The sequence below is a fragment of the Wolbachia endosymbiont of Anopheles demeilloni genome (assembly GCF_018491735.2).
In the GTDB taxonomy this organism is placed as follows: Bacteria; Pseudomonadota; Alphaproteobacteria; order Rickettsiales; family Anaplasmataceae; genus Wolbachia.
Map to the genome: position 1 here is coordinate 106,640 of NZ_CP084694.1, position 16,307 is coordinate 122,946.

Genomic DNA, 16,307 nt, shown 5'->3' on the forward strand with positions numbered 1-16,307 from the left:
GTGATGCTTGAAGATTTTCATATTCATCACTACAAAGAAGTTTCAAGCACTAACGAAGAAGCGTTGGATTTAATTGAGAGAGGGATATCTAATGAAACTATTATTATTGCCGATAGACAAACGGAGGGTAGAGGCCGTACTGGAAAAAGTTGGGTTTCTCTAGAGGGCAACTTTCATGCAAGTTTAGCAATAAATCTTGTGCATAACAATTATCTCGATAAAAGCCCGCTTCCGGTGTCATTACGGAGCGTGAAGTTGGAATTTAGGAATCAAGAAGCATGGATTCCAGTGTCAAGCACTGGAATGACATCGGATGGTACTGGGATAACAGTAGGCTTAACGAGCCAAGTTAAAGACATCAGCAAATTAACAGAATGGACTTTTGTTACTGCTCTTGCTGTAGGGAATACCTTGTTATCGTTAAATTTCTTCAATAATCAAACCCACTGCGATGTCATTTCAGTGCTTGACACTGGAATCCATACTTTTTCTTCTAGATCCCGGTGTCAAAGCACTGGAATGACAAAAGATCGATTCATAAATGATCTCAATCTTCAATACAAATGGCCAAATGATGTCCTAATAGATGGTGAGAAAATAAGTGGAATATTGCTTAAAAAAAAATCCAATTCAAATTGGCTCATTATAGGAATCGGAATTAATATCAATCATGCGCCACTGCCAGGCACAACGTGCATTAGCAATTACGGTGAATCTGTGTCTCACAGGGATCTGTTAAAAGAATTAATAATAAACTTTAATAAGCTAAGAAAGCAATGGCTATTTGATGGGTTTTATGCTATAAGAGAAATGTGGTTGAAAAAAGCATTCAAAATGAATGAGCAAATCAGTGTAAAGTTAGCTGACAAATTGTATGAAGGAATTTTTGCTGATATAGATAAAAGTGGTAAATTGGTGTTGCAGCAAAAGGATGGAAGCTTAATTTATTTTGATGCAGGTGAGTTATTTATTGGCAATGCATTATGAATACATATGTAATTTTTGCTTACCTTATTAGTTTCATATTGATTGGTGGAAATTTGATTTTTACCGTTTCTTGCTATATAAAAAGTAAAAAAAACTTAGAAAGTCTTAAAAGCAACAATGAAGAAGAAACATAAGCGATTACTTATAACTTCAGGAATTTTCTGCTTTTTAAGTTGTGCAGTTTTTTTTATTTTAACAACGCTCAAAGAAAATATCTCATTTTTCTATACAGTAAGTGAGGCAATAGTTTTACCAAATAATCAAAAGCCAATCCGTGTTAGTGGAATGGTTGTTGAAAATAGCGTGATACGGAGCGAAAGCGAAGTAATTTTTCAGATGAAAGATTTTAATAAGAGCGTTATGGTGAAATATCAGGGAATACTTCCACCAATGTTTTCAGAAAAAAGTGGTGTTGTTGTACAAGGTAAAATGTTTGATAATGGTACCTTTCTTGCAGATACGGTGTTTGCAAAACATGATGAGAACTATAAGCCGAAAGTCCTAAAATAGATTTCCTAATTCAGTTGTATTGAAATGGTATGTGAAAGAAAGCAACAGCCTGCTAGCAAGCTGTTACTTTCCTAACTACTATAATATATCAGAGTGAGTTGGTGCTTCCCATTCTACGTTATTATGGTCAATTATTGCTGCTTTTAATCCTTCAACTTCTCCCCTTAGGTGATCAAGTTCTTCTGCCCATGTTCTATAGTTTTTATTATTATCAATAAATCCATCCTGTTGAATTAACTCATTCAAATGAGATAAACCTTTGGCTAAGCGTTGGTTTGTATCAAGAGACTCTTTTTGAAGTTGTACTATGTTGTTCATAAGTGAGACATTCAAATCAGAAACAAATTTCTCATTTAAATCGTAGATTAACTTATCCATAACTTGATAGACGTAATGAATTGTTGCAATTTTATCTTCAATGTCCTCAAAGTTTGTGAGCTTAACTTCAACTTCTATATGGTCTATTTCTTTAAAGTTGAAATCGCTCATTTAGTTTATTGCTTCAAAGTTATTTTCGCTTTCTTGTTTACTGTTGTTAGCTCCATAAAATTTTAAAATCAACTCAGCTAAACTGAAATAGCATGTAAAAAGAGTAACAGCCTGCTAGCAAGCTGTTACTTTTTTTCTTAAATGAACTCAGTGGTATCCATTGGCGGTGGTTCTAATTCGGACTTTAAATCGTTAATTGTCTTTATTAGTCCATTATTTTCATCACCAACTGTACCTATCAATGTTATAACTTTAGTTTGCTCAGCTTTTAATGTTGTATTTAATATATCAATCATATTATTCATATTGTCAGTTACTTTCTCAATAATATTTTGAACATGGGAGAATGGTGCAGGCCGCTTTAATTGATCTGCTGTGTAAGGTGTTCCACTAGCTGTGAATTTGATGGGATCAATTTTACTCATAATTGGCTTACTTCCTTCACTATTAATCCCTGCAAGATTCTGTGTGCTATTTTGTACACTGTTGTCGATTGTCATATCTTACCTCCATAGTCATGTAAAAAAATTTAACTAATCCTTAACTATAATAAACAACGTATAAGCTGCTTATCATTGGAATACTTTGCTATAGCTCCAAATCTAGAGCTATTTATCTATATTAACTCATAATATCCTTCTTCCATAACATCATATGGAGAATCCATTGGTGGCGATGTGGTAAATTCGTCGAGCTTTTTGTGTAACTCATTTATCGATTCTTTTTGTTTATAAAACTCCTCCTTCAATTCATCAATAATAGCATTAGAATGATCTTTACTGCCAAGATCACCAATCACAGATATAACTTTCTCGTGAGGCAATTTGTGAATAATATCTTTAAGCTCTTCTGCACCTAAATTATCCAAAAGTTCTTTAAACTGCTCATGAGACATACTATGAGCAAAAGCTTGAAGTTTTTCTGGGTTGTTAGCGAAAGACTTAATGATAATCTGAATCTTATTAGGATCAGTTAACTCTCGAGCTACTATTGCAAGTTTAGCGTTGTCTAACTTATGAATTAAATCATGTAAATTATCTTCTTTTAAAATGTGTACTAGGGCTGGAAGTCGATTTTTCAACGTTTCGTCCAAAATAGTGTTTATACTTTTCTCATCTGCATCTTTTATTAGTTCTACAAACTGATCATTGCTTATTGTCTTGATAACCTTATTAAACTAATCAATTTAAAGGTGAGGTAAAATTTGTTTTACTTGATCTAGGTTAAAGTCTGTTACTAAGTTCGCAACCTGATCATTATTTAATAAGGGGACTATTATTCTTAACTTTTCTGGATCCAATGTGTGAGTGAGGATTTGTAATTGGTGATTGGTTAGATGATCCACTAAGGCTAGGTATTGTTTATCTGTTAAGTTCTCTGCTAAAACCTGTAGTTGTTTATTTGTTAAGCTCTTTGCTAAAATCTGTAATTTCTCATTATTAAGAATATCGGCAAAAGTCTCTAACTGATTTCCTGTTAAGTTCTTCAAAAAAGTTTTGGCGAACTCATTTGATGTTAGTACACTCTTTGGTATCTTAACCTGTGTTATGTCTTCTATCACCCTTTCCGTATCATGGTGTGGCATACTGTATTGTAATACCTGATTGTCAGGCGAATCGATTATACTTCCCTCCTCATCTGAAAAATAATATTTATCGTCGCCAAGACCTGATTCCTCCCATGTTAAATATTTGTACTCCAATTCTTCTGCTCTAATGTTATAATAAACAGTCTTATTTTGAGTGCTTGTCTCTATTGAGAGTTTTACCAATCTATCATTATCATATACAAATGCGCTACTATTCGCGTAATAACCAGGCTCATTAGTTTCGGCGAATTTAATTATTCGATCGTTTCTTTTTTCTTCTATACAATACATTCTCAGTCCCCTAAGAAAAATGTTGCTACAGAATTTTATAGATAATTCTAGATCATTATCTTCTTCACTGAGTGGTATAAGCTTGACTTTTCTCATAGACTGAGGATCATCAAATTGAAGCCAATTTTCATACCTTGAAGGGTTGCATACAAACTTTTGTCCGGGTACCATCCCAAAGACATGTTTCTTTCCACTCATAAATATTACCTAGTCAACTTAATTATATCTATTCTAACATTTATTGATTAATTTATTACTAAGTAAGTATATATTAGAATTATAATAACAAACATCACTTGTGTTAGGAAAAGTTATAAGAAGAAATAGGGATTTTTGGGAAAATAGATTAAAATAAGCTGTTTTTACAGGATTTATAGTATCCTAGGGATAATATAGATTGGTGGAGGCAAGCGGGATCGAACCGCTGACCTTCTGCGTGCAAAACAGATGCTCTACCAGCTGAGCTATGCCCCCAATTCTTGCTTAAAGCATAAATCACTCACGCTGAAATGCAAGAAATATTTATCTGTTATGCTATTACTCAATAGTGCGCAAACTCTGCAGTTATGTAAAATTCTCTATCTTTTTAGAGTTGTATCTCAGCTTTGCCAAATAAATCTGTTAATTAACAAGAAATTTTCCTTCAAAAATTTTTAATTAAATTATCACTAACGCAGTATATTATATAATTTATTTAACCACGCATGAAAATTTTAGTTTGATTAAAACAGATAAAAACTATATTACTGTTTAGTATATCTAAAAAATAAAATGATCCCGTAGCTCAGCCGGTAGAGCAACTGACTTTTAATCAGTGGGTCACGCGTTCGAATCGCGTCGGGATCACTTAGAATCTTAAAAGCATGCTAAAAGAACAGGACAAAATATTAACAAACTTAAATGGTAAAGAAACACCACTACTTGAGGGTGCAAAAAAACGTGGTAGTTGGCAAAAAACAAAGGAATTACTGGATTTAGGATCAGAAAAAATCATTGAGGAAGTAAAAAAATCTGGCTTGAGAGGTCGAGGGGGTGCAGGATTTTCTACTGGCCTTAAGTGGAGCTTTATGCCTAAAAATACTTCAAAAGCGTATTTAGTAGTCAATGCAGATGAGTCAGAACCTGGTACGTGTAAAGATAGAGATATATTACGATATGAGACACATAAGTTACTTGAGGGAATTCTTCTAGCTGGCAGAGCGATCAGCGCATCAGTTGCATATATTTATATCAGGGGTGAATTTTATAATGAATATTTAGTTCTAAAAAAGGCACTTGAGGAAGCCTATAAAGAAAACTTAATTGGAAAAAACGCCTGCAAATCAGGTTATGATCTTGATGTATTCATTCACAGAGGTGCAGGAGCTTATATATGTGGAGAAGAAACAGCTCAACTTGAATCAATTGAAGGAAAAAAAGGCTTTCCTCGCATGAAACCTCCATTCCCTGCGGGTGTTGGACTTTTTGGCTACCCAACCACAATAAACAACGTTGAAACTATAGCCATGGTTCCAGATATTCTAAATCGCGGAGGAGAGTGGTTTGCATCTCTGGGTAAACCAAATAATACTGGCACTAAGGTCTTTTGCATTTCAGGGCATGTAAATAATCCATGTAATGTTGAAGAAGAGCTCGGAATTTCACTGCGTGAATTAATTGAAAAATACGCAGGTGGAGTGAGAGGAGGTTGGAATAATTTACTTGCTGTAATACCTGGTGGGTCTTCAGTCCCATTAATTCCAAAATTTATATGTGATACTATTGAAATGGATTTTGATTCATTAAGGGCTGCACAATCAGGGCTTGGTACTGCTGCTGTAATAGTGATGGATAAATCAACTGACATAATAGCTGCAATAGAAAGATTATCACATTTTTATATGCATGAGTCCTGCGGACAATGTACACCATGCCGTGAAGGCACTGGATGGATGTGGAGAATTATGAGAAGAATGGTAGCAGGAAATATTAAACTTGGTGAAGTAGATAAGCTACTTGACCTTACAACTCAAATAGAAGGGCATACAATTTGTGCACTTGGCGATGCTGCAGCTTGGCCAGTTCAAGGATTAATCAGACATTTTCGTCATATAATTGAAGAGAGGATAGTAACTTAACTTATACTTTTAAATGATTTTACTACTTAGCAGCTAAAGTTAAAGAATATTGATTACCTTCCCTTTTAGGTGCTAATTCTACTTTTGCAATATCTTCAGCGTCTCTAATTAGCCGTTCTAATTTTTCCAGCCCAACTTCAGTGTTTATAAGCTCTCTCCCTCTAAATCTCATTGTGACTTTAATTCTATGTCCATGCACAAGAAAATCCCTTGCTTGACGCAATTTTGTTTCGTAGTCGTGATCACCAATATTAGGACCCAGTTTAATTTCTTTTATAGTTAATGTTTTTTGTTTCTTTTTTGCTTCACTTGCCTTCTTTTTTATATTATACTTTTGTTTGCTATAGTCCAGTATCTTACATACTGGAGGAGTTGAATCAGGTGCGATTTCTACCAAGTCTAAACTAACACTTTGTGCAACTTCCAAAGCTTGTTCTATTGGAACAATTCCGACCATTTCACCACTATGATCAACTAAGCGTACCTCCTTAGCTGTGATGAGTTCATTAATTCTGTTTTTATTGTTCTTTTTGACTTGCAAATTTTAGCTCCATTAATTCAAATTAATAATTTTTAACAGCAATTCAGTAGCATTCTCCAAAGAAAAAGACTCATGTTTTTCCGATCCTAAATTTCTCACTGACACAGTTTTATTTGTAACTTCATTTTTGCCCATGATCCATAATATAGGTACCTTACTTGAACTATGCAAACGTATCTTATAGCTAATTTTTTCATTGGTCAAATCAGTTTTGATTCTCACACCTTGTTCTTTTAAAACGTTGCTGATTTCTGTAGCATAACCGTCAGCCTCATTTGTAATGGTCAGAATAGCAAGCTGTGTTGGAGCAAGCCAAACTGGAAATTTTCTTGCATAATTTTCTATTAAAATTCCAATAAAACGCTCAAAAGTTCCAAGAATTGCCCTATGTAACATGACAGGGTGATGCTTGTGCCCGTCTGCTCCTATATAAAAAGCTCCAAGCCGCTCCGGTAAAATAAAATCAACTTGCAACGTTCCACATTGCCAATTTCTACCTATTGCATCTTTCAAAACAAACTCTAACTTTGGACCATAAAATGCACCTTCACCAGGATTAAGTTCATAACTAAGCCCTGCTTCTTTAACTGCTTCAAGCAGTGCTCTTTCAGCTCTATCCCACACTTCATCATTACCTGATCTAGTATCTGGACGGTCTGAAAATTTCACAAAAATTTCATTGAACCCAAGTTCTGAATATACTTCTTTTAAAAGGTCACAAAACTTTACAGTTTCAGAATTCACTTGTTTTTCCATACAAAAAATATGTGCATCGTCTTGCGTAAAACCACGCACTCGCATCAGTCCATGCAATGAGCCTGAGCTTTCATTTCTATGGCATGTGCCAAACTCTGCCATACGTATCGGTAAATCACGATAGCTTCTGGTGTGAGAATTAAAAATCTGCACATGACAAGGGCAATTCATGGGTTTTATTGCTAGTTTTTTACTTTCAGATTCATCAATAATAAACATATTTTCACGAAACTTATCCCAATGTCCCGATTTTTCCCACAGCTCTTTACTTACTAAAATAGGGGTTTTTACCTCAAAGTAGCCATTGTTCATTAACTTTTTTCTGATGTAAGACTCAAGAACATTATATAAAGTATATCCCTGTTCATGCCAAAAAATCTGCCCAACAGCTTCCTCTTGAATGTGAAATAAGTCCATATCCTTAGCAATTTTGCGGTGGTCGCGTTTTTCTGCTTCCTCCAGACGTTTAAGATAAGTATTTAATTCATCCTTATTTCTCCACGCAGTGCCATATATTCTTTGCAACATTGGGCCCTTAGAATCGCCACGCCAGTATGCACCTGCTACTTTCATAAGTTTAAATGCTTTAACTCTGCCAGTTGATGGTGAGTGCGGACCACGACATAGGTCTACAAAGTTGCCTTGTTTATAAACAGTTAGGTTTTCGTTTTCTGGTATTGATGAGACAATATCAACCTTGTATCTTTCACCTATATCACTAAAGAAATCAATTGCCTGCTTACGAGTCCAAACTTCTCGGACGAATCTGTGGTTAATTTTTACAATTTCCTTCATTTTTTTTTCTATTGCAGTAAGATTGTCCGTGGTAAAGGCACGATCTGTAGCAAAATCATAGTAGAAACCATCTTGAATTGTTGGCCCGATAGTAATCTGAGTATTAGGAAAGAGCTCTTTTACTGCCTGCGCCATTATATGAGCAGCATCATGCCTTACTATATCTAAACCCGCTTCGTCACTCAGTTGTATTACCTCTATCTCTGTATCAGATTCAATTTCACGTGAGAGATCATACAACTCACCATTTACCTTAAAGGCAATTGCTTCTCTCAAGGCATCCGGTTGTAATATATCAAAGCCAGTGACTCTACCACTGTATTCTTTTACTTTTTGTTCGGCTAAAAAGGTAACTTTTATCATTCATTAGACCTTTTGTCATCCCAGTGCTTGACACTGAGATCCATGTTTCTTTCTTTTCTAGATTTCAGCCTCACGCGCTGGAATGACACCAAAAGGTGAGCTACTGATCTTTCAGTTAAATAACAGTTGTACAAGAGATCTATTACATACTTGCTGTAAGAAATTTTAATTGTTGACATACCTAGTTAATAATACGGCCTGTTCTTTTTTAACCTGAGTGCAATTGCTTCTTCCCAAACTTCACCATTACGCAATAGCTTTTCTTTATTGTACATTAGCTCCTCTCTTGTTTCAGTAGCAAATTCAAAGTTAGGACCCTCCACAATTGCATCAACTGGACATGCTTCTTGGCAAAATCCGCAATATATGCATTTTGTCATGTCAATATCATAACGTGTGGTGCGGCGACTACCGTCTTCTCTTTCCTCTGCTTCAATAACTATTGCTTGAGCAGGGCAGATAACTTCGCATAACTTACAAGCTATGCATCGTTCTTCACCATTTGGATACCTACGCAACGCATGCTCACCACGAAACCTTGGACTTAAAGGGCCCTTCTCTATAGGATACCTCAAAGTAACCTTTGGCTTAAACATATATTTTAATGTAATAACAAACCCTTTAATTAACTCTACAAAAGACCAGTACCAAGCTAATTTCTTGAGCATAAAATATTTAAAACTTGTGTCAGTCATTATAAATCATATTATCAGTTTTCAAAATAAATATTTTCACCTGGGTGACTTTTTAGGTATTTTGGTTTCTTAAGTGTAATATTGCTAAGTAGTTTATATCAATAATGACAAACACAAATGAAACTATTTTCGCTTTATCGACCGTATTTGGTAAGTCAGGAATTGCAATAATCAGAATTTCAGGCAACTACGCGCTTAAAGCTTTAAATCATTTTCATATTAAGAAAGAAATTAAACCAAGATTTGCTACTTTAGTTGATCTATATGATGATTCCAGTCAATTGATAGATAATGGAATAATCATCTATTTCCCTGCTCCAAACAGTTTCACTGGCGAGGATGTTATAGAGTTACAAGTGCATGGAAGCAAGGCCGTCATAAAAATCATCTTGGAGGAATTATCAAAAATTTTCGTTATGGCCAGGCCTGGAGAATTCTCACTTAGGGCTTTTCTAAATGGTAAATTTGACTTAACGCAAATAGAAGGGATTGCAGACTTAATTAATGCTGAGACGAAAATGCAAGCTAAACAAGCGATTAAGCAGATATCAGGAGAATTGGAGAGACTATACAGCAATTGGAGGCAAAGATTAATAACGATACAATCCAAAATCGAAGCATATATAGACTTTCCAGAGAACATTTGGGCAGAAAAAAGTGAATTGGAAAAAATTAATAATGAAGTGCAATCTCTCGTGCAGTTGATACAAGAGCATTTAAATGATAATAGACGGGGCGAAAGGTTGCGTGAGGGTTTACATATTGTAATAACTGGTGAACCAAATGTCGGTAAATCAACTCTGTTTAATTTCTTAGCCAAGCGTGATATTGCTATTGTTTCTGAATATGCAGGCACAACAAGAGATATACTTGAAGCTCATATTGACATTGGTGGATACCCAATCATTCTCTCTGATACTGCTGGAATTCGTGAGAGTTCAGATCCAATAGAATCAGAAGGTATAAGTCGAGCGAAAAAAAGGTCTTTTGAAGCTGATTTAAGAATAGAACTATTTCCTTTTGAACAGCGTCATAATATCAATTGCAACGTTGTAAATAGCGATACTATTTATGTATTGAGCAAAGCTGACGATGTTATCAATAATCACAATATAAAAATTAATGGCATAGATCTTTTACCCATTTCTATTCTAAAGGGAATAGGTACAAACAAATTGATCTCTCTCATAAAAGAGAAGGCAAAGGAAAAATTTGGGCATGATAGAAACACTTCTGTGATTACTCGGCAAAGACATAGGAATCACATGCAGAAAGCACTAGAACATTTACAGCGTTTTTATATCTATAATCCAATTGAGTTGATATCTGAAGACTTGAGGATTGCTGCATTTGAACTTGGTGCAGTGATTGGAATTATTAATGTTGAGGAAATATTGGACAGTATATTTAGCAACTTTTGCGTGGGCAAGTAAAGCTTTTATAGATTGCTTAAAATCAAATATTGTGATAGAAAAGAAATGGACGGATGGCCGAGCGGTTTAAGGCACCAGTCTTGAAAACTGACGTACGTGATGAGCGTACCATGGGTTCGAATCCCATTCCGTCCGCACAGCATCTCGCTATGATAGCTGATTTTTAGAGCTTATTTGGATTATGTGATTCATAACGCTGGAAATCTTATCTAATCTAGCCACATCTTTTAAAAATACATCCCTTTGTAAATTGACCTTGTTAGCAAAGAAAGCTAATATCTATAAATAGATCACCATCTGAATATGGAAACCGATATCGTAATAATAGGTGCAGGGCCTGTTGGAATATTCACTGCTTTTCAAGCGGGAATGCTTGATATGAGATGTCATGTAATAGATGTTTTGGATCAAGCAGGAGGACAATGCACAGCTCTTTACTCAGAAAAGCCAATATATGATATACCTGGTTATCCTGTAATTACTGCCCAAAAATTAATTGAGCGACTAATGGAGCAAGCTTCACCGTTTGAGCCTGTTTACCATTTAAGTCAAAAAGTGGAAAAGATTTCAAATAACGAAGGTGAAAACTTTACTATCATAACGAACATAGGTACAGAGGTAAAATGCAAAGCCGTTATCATTGCTGCAGGTAACGGAATGTTTGAACCTAACCGTCCACCCTTAAGGGGTATATTAGAATATGAAAATAAATCTGTATTTTATAATGTAAATAAAATTTCTGATTTTCAGGACAAAACTATAGTCATTGCAGGGGGGGGGGATTCTGCAGCTGATTGGACTGTAGAACTTTCTAAAGTTGCAAAGAAAATTTATGTGATACATAGAAGAAAGGAATTTCGCTGCACTCCTGAAACTAGAAATAAATTAGAATCACTTGAAAATAATGGAAAGATAGAACTGGTAGTTCCATATCAATTACACAAACTAGCAGGAGGTAATGGGCAATTGAGCGCAGTGATAGTAAAAAACATTGCCTCTAAGGAAGAAAAAGAAATATCCGCTGATTTTTTGCTGCCATTTTTTGGATTGTCAGTGAATCTTGGACCAATAAACAGTTGGGGTATAGAGTTAGAACATGGCCGCATAACTGTCGACCCAGCTACACTTAGAACCAGTAAAGATAGAATATATGCAATCGGAGATATAGCTACTTATCCAGGCAAACTAAAATTGATACTAAATGGCTTTGCTGAGAGCGCCATGGCTTGTTATCACATATACAAAGTAATTCACAATTCTCCAGTTAATTTTCAATATTCAACTTCAAAGGGAATTCATGGAAATTAAAGAGTAAGGAGATCCATGAACCTACATAGAGTTATCTCAAGCATAAGGGAATACAAACGAAAAAGATTACTTTACAAATTTCCCCAACTCCCTTACCATGACAATAAGAGTATTTATCCTTGTTTTTGACCTGCAGGCTCAATGACAAAATTCAGTAAAAAAACTCAGATATTTATTGGCAAATTACACAAAAATTATAGCGGCTTTATGTCTTTTTATTTTTTCTACATTCAGCCAAAACGCGCTTTAAATAAGCGTTAGCACATTATTACAATGCCAATTTACATTATTATAGGGTCAAAACTCGTCACACGGGGTTTCTTTTCCCTTTTTTTTTATTTGGTAAATTTCTTAATACTTATAACTAAAGCTTCAGGCCAGCACTTGATGCTGGAATCCAGAAATCTTTTGAGAACAAAAGTTATGCTAGGTTTTGTTAGTAAGAAACCAGTGTCAGCTACTCGGATGACACCAAATGGACACTTGGATAGAGGCTACTTGAATAACACCATCATAAGGTGAAACTAGATTCCAGTGTCAAACACTGGAATGACAAGAAAAGGGCTACTTAGATGACAAGAAAAAGGACGCTGAGATGAAACCAAAGAGGCTGACACCACCATAAAGTAAATTCCACTAACACTATAGGAGACTAACATGAACTTTTTAAAATTTATCGAACTATGCTTTCAAACGGTAATGCCGGGGTGTGAGTATAACAATTATCATTATATAAAAATCATAGCAGACAGGATTGAAGCAGCAAGTGTTGGTGAAGTGAAGCGAATAATATTCAATATGCCTCCGCGCTCGATGAAGTCTATGTGCGTGAGTGTTGCATGGCCTGCATGGATACTTGGTAATCAGCCAACCGCAAGAATAATAGTTGCAAGCTATTCTCAGCGGCTTAGCGAAAAGCATTCGCTCGACACCAGATGCGTAATGCAGTCTAGTTGGTATAGAGCGCTATTTCCAGAGGTAGAACTATGCAAAGACCAGAACACTAAATATAAATTTCAAACAGTGCAGAGAGGATGTAGAATTGCAACATCTGTTGGTGGAACACTGACTGGTGAAGGTGGAAATTTTATCGTCGTAGATGATCCACTGAGCTCCTCTCAAGCTTTGAGTAAAACGTTTAGAAAACGTGCTACAAATTGGTTTGATCAGACTTTAGTAACTAGGCTCAATGACAGGAAAAAAGGAGTTATCGTTGTTGTAATGCACAGACTACATCAGGAAGATTTAACTGGTCATCTTCTCTCCAAGCCGAAAAATATATGGCATCATGTTTGTTTGCCAATGATTTCTAAAAATAAGGAAATTATCTATTCAATCAAAAGATCAATTCTCCCTTCTCCTGTTCCTATTATTCAAGTAATTACAAATGAGTGCAAAAGCTCAACAGGCGCTACATCTTCAAGGATTTTATACTTAAAAAAGGAAGGTCAGCTGCTATATCCCCTAGATATAGGAAAAATTGAAATGATAAAGGCTGAATTTGGGAGTTACGCTTTTGCTGCTCAATATCAACAAAATCCTCTGCCACTTTCAAGTGGTATAATTAAGCAAGAATGGTTGAAATGCTATAGAAATTTTCCTAAAAATCTTTCACATATAACTCAGAGCTGGGACACTGCTATTTCAACAAACGATTCTAGCGGCTTTAGTGTCTGCACTACCTGGACAAAGGTGAATAATAAGTTTTATTTACTCGATGTGTACCGTGCAAAGCTTGAGTATCCAAAACTTAAAGAACAAGTTCTATCACTAGCTGCAAGATGGAAGCCACACGCAATTTTAATCGAAACAAAAACGAGTGGTCAGCAATTGATTCAAGAGCTAAAGGCAATACCTGTTATCGGGATAGTGCCACAAAGTGGCAAACTTGCTCGATTCCACCAAATTGTTCCGATAATAGAATCTGGCAAGGTTTTTCTGCCACACCAAGCAGTATGGCTCAGCGATTTTGAGTATGAGATTTTAATGTTTCCAGAAACCCGCCACGACGATCAAGTAGATAGCGCTGTGCAATACCTTAAGTGGATGAGAGATAGTAGCTTCAGGGTTGCAGCTATACGAACATTTTGATTCAAGAGGCAATAAGAGAATTCTTTCTTGCTGCATCTTTAAAAGAAATATTGATTTCTTACTATAAGTATATAATAATTAAATATATAATTTAAGATTAGAAGTAAAAGTTATGACAATAAATTATCAGCAGTGGCAGGAAATATTAAGTATGGTTAATAATGATAATAAATTAGATAAAAGGAACGTAATTGAAAAAGTAAAAGAAGAGCTAAAGGCAAGCAACGAATAGGTATTTAAACAGTGGGAAGAGAGTAATTTTTATGTAAATTATAAATTTGAAGTTGGAGATAATGAATTCACATTATTACATTTAACTGCTAAGTTAGGCTATAAGAGCTTGACAAAGGCTTTAATAGTAACAAAAGGGATAGATTTTAATATAAAAGATAAAAATAAAAAGACACCTTTACATTTAGCTCTTAGAATTGATCATAAAGACGTGTTATACTCTCTCGTAAGAAACGGTGCGGATGTTGATATACAAGATGACTATGGAGTGACACCTTTATCTTTGGCTATTCGAAGAGATTATGTATTTACTCCGCCAAAAAAACGTGAAGGCTCCTATGTTAATGTGAAAAATCATGCTAGAACTGCTTCTAGGAATTTAGCTAAAGAGGAAAAACAACGTACATCAGCAATTGCGAAAGGTTTTTTTGCAGGTAGTACAACTGCATTATCAGGTATTTTAATAGGGAAAGCACTTTCTGCAACTGGAATAGTTACAGCTGAGTCAAAACCCTCTACACTAATAGCAGTGGTTGCAGTTATAGCAATAGGACTAGCAGTTGGTGGTGCTACATATATGATGTTAAAGCCCAGTACTAAAATTGATGGAGTAGCAGTCTTAATGGATGGGCGTCAAGAAGCTGCTAGCACTAGTAGGGCTACCTAGCGCGTATTCGACCTAACTACATAAACACTGATCATAGAAAATGACATTACAGGGACACTGGAATAACGTAAGAGAGAGCGCTGACAACTTTCGTTTAGGCAAGATTATATCTTGAAAAAATTAAGCTTTAGTGCTACTAAATATTGTAACTTATATGCTGAAACCTGACTATGAATATGGAAAAAATACGCAATGCTAAAATAAAATTACCAATATTTCTCGATTATCAATCTACTACTAAAGTAGATCCTCGTGTTTTGGAGGTGATGATACCTTATTTTGGTGAGTTTAGTAATGCACACTCTCGTAGTCATTCATTTGGTTGGACAGCTGAGGAAGCAGTAGAAAAAGCAAGGAAGCACATTGCTGATTTAGTGAATGCAGACAGCAAAGAAATCGTCTTTACCTCGGGTGCAACCGAATCAAATAACATGGCTATCAAAGGTGTTGCTCATTTTTATAAGAATAAGGCAAATCATATAATAACTGTCTGCACGGAGCATAAGTGTGTTTTAGATTCTTGTCGACATCTGGAAAATGAAGGCTTTAAAGTTACATATTTGTCCGTTAAGCAAAACGGAATTATAGATTTGTTGAAACTTGAGAAGGCAATCACTGATAAAACAATTCTGATTTCAGTGATGATGGCAAATAATGAAATCGGAGTAATGCAACCTGTCAAAGAAATTGGTGCAATGTGTAGAAAGCATAATATATTTTTTCATACAGACGCTGCCCAAAGCTTTGGAAAAGTTCCAATAGACGTAAATGAAATGAACATTGATCTTATGAGCCTTTCTAGCCATAAAATTTATGGACCTATGGGAATAGGTGCATTATATGTCCGTAGAAAAAATCCTCGTGTTAGGTTGACGCCACTAATTAGTGGTGGTGGACAGGAGAGAGGCATGCGCTCTGGAACAGTTCCTACTCCCCTTGCAGTTGGTTTTGGTGAAGCGGCACGTATCGCCAAAGAAGAAATGGAAATAGAAGCAAGCAAATTAGAAGAGTTGAGAGATATTTTGTACAACAAAATAAAAGAGGCATTTCCTGATGTTGTTTTAAATGGTGACTACGAAAATAGGATTCCAGGTAACCTTAACTTAAGTTTTCCTTATGTTGAGGGTGAGTCTCTTATCATGGCAATCAAGGATTTAGCAGTAAGCTCTGGTTCTGCATGCACATCCGCATCTCTTGAACCTTCTTATGTCATAAGATCACTAAACAATGGCCACGATCTTGAGCATTCATCAATTAGATTTGGCCTTGGCCGATTTACAACTAAAGATGAAGTTCTATACGCGACAGATCTTGTTACTAAAAATGTTGGACGGCTAAGAGAGATGAGCCCACTTTTGGAAATGGTACAAGAGGGAATAGATTTAAGCACCGTAAAATGGGATTCTCATTGAAGAATAAGACGTTAACCATTAGCAGAGTGATGG

General features: G+C 35.5%; 15 protein-coding genes, 3 tRNA genes and 1 pseudogene. 11 read left to right on the plus strand and 8 right to left on the minus strand.

Going from position 1 to position 16,307, the window contains the following annotated elements:
- Genes JSQ73_RS00555 through ccmE form a run of 3 tightly spaced genes read left to right on the plus strand, consistent with a single transcriptional unit; the run spans position 1 to position 1,497 of the window.
- The gene (locus JSQ73_RS00555; protein ID WP_214249915.1) at positions 1–987 is read left to right on the plus strand and encodes a biotin--[acetyl-CoA-carboxylase] ligase; all 987 of its coding nucleotides are present in this window, start codon (positions 1–3) and stop codon (positions 985–987) included.
- Positions 984–1,121 (plus strand): CcmD-like small membrane protein, encoded by a 138-nt coding sequence (locus tag JSQ73_RS06885; protein WP_162848924.1) that lies wholly within the window; start codon positions 984–986, stop codon positions 1,119–1,121. The genes JSQ73_RS00555 and JSQ73_RS06885 overlap by 4 nt, the downstream gene beginning before the upstream one ends.
- The gene (gene ccmE, locus JSQ73_RS00560) at positions 1,105–1,497 is read left to right on the plus strand and encodes a cytochrome c maturation protein CcmE (protein ID WP_214249916.1); all 393 of its coding nucleotides are present in this window, start codon (positions 1,105–1,107) and stop codon (positions 1,495–1,497) included. The genes JSQ73_RS06885 and ccmE overlap by 17 nt, the downstream gene beginning before the upstream one ends.
- A 78-nt stretch (positions 1,498–1,575) precedes the next feature.
- Here the strand turns inward: ccmE and JSQ73_RS00565 are convergent, their stop codons facing one another.
- The 5 genes from JSQ73_RS00565 to JSQ73_RS00585 form a co-directional block, all read right to left on the minus strand.
- Positions 1,576–1,986 carry a hypothetical protein gene (locus tag JSQ73_RS00565; protein WP_214249917.1) on the minus strand — a complete coding sequence of 137 codons (411 nt, stop codon included), beginning with the start codon at positions 1,984–1,986 and terminating at the stop codon, positions 1,576–1,578.
- Positions 1,987–2,123: 137 nt separating this feature from the next.
- Positions 2,124–2,486, minus strand: coding sequence for a hypothetical protein (locus JSQ73_RS00570; protein ID WP_214249918.1), 363 nt, complete (start codon positions 2,484–2,486; stop codon positions 2,124–2,126).
- A gap of 116 nt (positions 2,487–2,602) precedes the next feature.
- The gene (locus JSQ73_RS00575; protein WP_214249919.1) at positions 2,603–3,079 is read right to left on the minus strand and encodes a magnesium transporter; all 477 of its coding nucleotides are present in this window, start codon (positions 3,077–3,079) and stop codon (positions 2,603–2,605) included.
- A gap of 93 nt (positions 3,080–3,172) precedes the next feature.
- Entirely contained in the window at positions 3,173–4,036 is an 864-nt protein-coding gene (locus JSQ73_RS00580; RefSeq protein ID WP_234301778.1) for a hypothetical protein, read from the minus strand.
- Between the two features lie 227 nt (positions 4,037–4,263).
- Positions 4,264–4,339 (minus strand) — tRNA-Ala (locus tag JSQ73_RS00585).
- Between the two features lie 299 nt (positions 4,340–4,638).
- Between JSQ73_RS00585 and JSQ73_RS00590 the strand changes: the two genes are divergently transcribed.
- Positions 4,639–4,711 (plus strand) — tRNA-Lys (locus JSQ73_RS00590).
- A gap of 17 nt (positions 4,712–4,728) precedes the next feature.
- On the plus strand, positions 4,729–5,982 hold the full coding sequence (gene nuoF / locus JSQ73_RS00595; protein ID WP_214249921.1) for an NADH-quinone oxidoreductase subunit NuoF: 1,254 nt from the start codon (positions 4,729–4,731) through the stop codon (positions 5,980–5,982).
- A gap of 22 nt (positions 5,983–6,004) precedes the next feature.
- On the opposite strand, the gene infC is transcribed toward nuoF, so the two are convergent.
- From infC to nuoI, 3 genes are all read right to left on the minus strand, one after another.
- Positions 6,005–6,523, minus strand: coding sequence for a translation initiation factor IF-3 (gene infC / locus JSQ73_RS00600; protein WP_214249922.1), 519 nt, complete (start codon positions 6,521–6,523; stop codon positions 6,005–6,007).
- 12 nt (positions 6,524–6,535) lie between these two features.
- Positions 6,536–8,437 carry a threonine--tRNA ligase gene (gene thrS, locus JSQ73_RS00605; RefSeq protein ID WP_214249923.1) on the minus strand — a complete coding sequence of 634 codons (1,902 nt, stop codon included), beginning with the start codon at positions 8,435–8,437 and terminating at the stop codon, positions 6,536–6,538.
- A 185-nt stretch (positions 8,438–8,622) separates the two neighbouring features.
- Positions 8,623–9,105: an NADH-quinone oxidoreductase subunit NuoI gene (gene nuoI / locus JSQ73_RS00610; protein ID WP_039950622.1), complete on the minus strand. Its 483-nt coding sequence runs from the start codon at positions 9,103–9,105 to the stop codon at positions 8,623–8,625.
- A 131-nt stretch (positions 9,106–9,236) separates the two neighbouring features.
- Here nuoI and mnmE point away from each other — a divergent pair, with 131 nt between their 5' ends.
- From mnmE to JSQ73_RS00640, 6 genes and pseudogenes are all read left to right on the plus strand, one after another.
- Positions 9,237–10,565: a tRNA uridine-5-carboxymethylaminomethyl(34) synthesis GTPase MnmE gene (gene mnmE, locus JSQ73_RS00615; protein ID WP_214249924.1), complete on the plus strand. Its 1,329-nt coding sequence runs from the start codon at positions 9,237–9,239 to the stop codon at positions 10,563–10,565.
- A 47-nt stretch (positions 10,566–10,612) separates the two neighbouring features.
- A tRNA-Ser gene (locus JSQ73_RS00620) sits at positions 10,613–10,700 on the plus strand.
- A 168-nt stretch (positions 10,701–10,868) separates the two neighbouring features.
- Positions 10,869–11,873 (plus strand): NAD(P)/FAD-dependent oxidoreductase, encoded by a 1,005-nt coding sequence (locus JSQ73_RS00625; protein ID WP_214249925.1) that lies wholly within the window; start codon positions 10,869–10,871, stop codon positions 11,871–11,873.
- A gap of 657 nt (positions 11,874–12,530) precedes the next feature.
- Positions 12,531–13,964: a phage terminase large subunit gene (gene terL, locus JSQ73_RS00630; protein WP_214249926.1), complete on the plus strand. Its 1,434-nt coding sequence runs from the start codon at positions 12,531–12,533 to the stop codon at positions 13,962–13,964.
- 319 nt (positions 13,965–14,283) lie between these two features.
- A pseudogene (locus tag JSQ73_RS00635) lies at positions 14,284–14,862 on the plus strand (ankyrin repeat domain-containing protein); the annotation flags it as partial.
- A gap of 170 nt (positions 14,863–15,032) precedes the next feature.
- Positions 15,033–16,274, plus strand: a complete 1,242-nt coding sequence (locus JSQ73_RS00640; RefSeq protein WP_214249928.1) for an IscS subfamily cysteine desulfurase — start codon at positions 15,033–15,035, stop codon at positions 16,272–16,274.
- The last annotated feature ends 33 nt before the right edge of the window (positions 16,275–16,307 follow it).

Coding starts and splice junctions, on each gene's coding strand:
- JSQ73_RS06885 (WP_162848924.1), top strand. CDS start 984: ATGAATACATATGTAATTTTTGCTTACCTTATTAGTTTCATATTGATT.
- ccmE (WP_214249916.1), top strand. CDS start 1,105: ATGAAGAAGAAACATAAGCGATTACTTATAACTTCAGGAATTTTCTGC.
- JSQ73_RS00565 (WP_214249917.1), bottom strand. CDS start 1,986: ATGAGCGATTTCAACTTTAAAGAAATAGACCATATAGAAGTTGAAGTT.
- JSQ73_RS00570 (WP_214249918.1), bottom strand. CDS start 2,486: ATGACAATCGACAACAGTGTACAAAATAGCACACAGAATCTTGCAGGG.
- JSQ73_RS00580 (WP_234301778.1), bottom strand. CDS start 4,036: ATGGTACCCGGACAAAAGTTTGTATGCAACCCTTCAAGGTATGAAAAT.
- nuoF (WP_214249921.1), top strand. CDS start 4,729: ATGCTAAAAGAACAGGACAAAATATTAACAAACTTAAATGGTAAAGAA.
- thrS (WP_214249923.1), bottom strand. CDS start 8,437: ATGATAAAAGTTACCTTTTTAGCCGAACAAAAAGTAAAAGAATACAGT.
- nuoI (WP_039950622.1), bottom strand. CDS start 9,105: ATGCTCAAGAAATTAGCTTGGTACTGGTCTTTTGTAGAGTTAATTAAA.
- mnmE (WP_214249924.1), top strand. CDS start 9,237: ATGACAAACACAAATGAAACTATTTTCGCTTTATCGACCGTATTTGGT.
- JSQ73_RS00625 (WP_214249925.1), top strand. CDS start 10,869: ATGGAAACCGATATCGTAATAATAGGTGCAGGGCCTGTTGGAATATTC.
- terL (WP_214249926.1), top strand. CDS start 12,531: ATGAACTTTTTAAAATTTATCGAACTATGCTTTCAAACGGTAATGCCG.
- JSQ73_RS00640 (WP_214249928.1), top strand. CDS start 15,033: ATGAATATGGAAAAAATACGCAATGCTAAAATAAAATTACCAATATTT.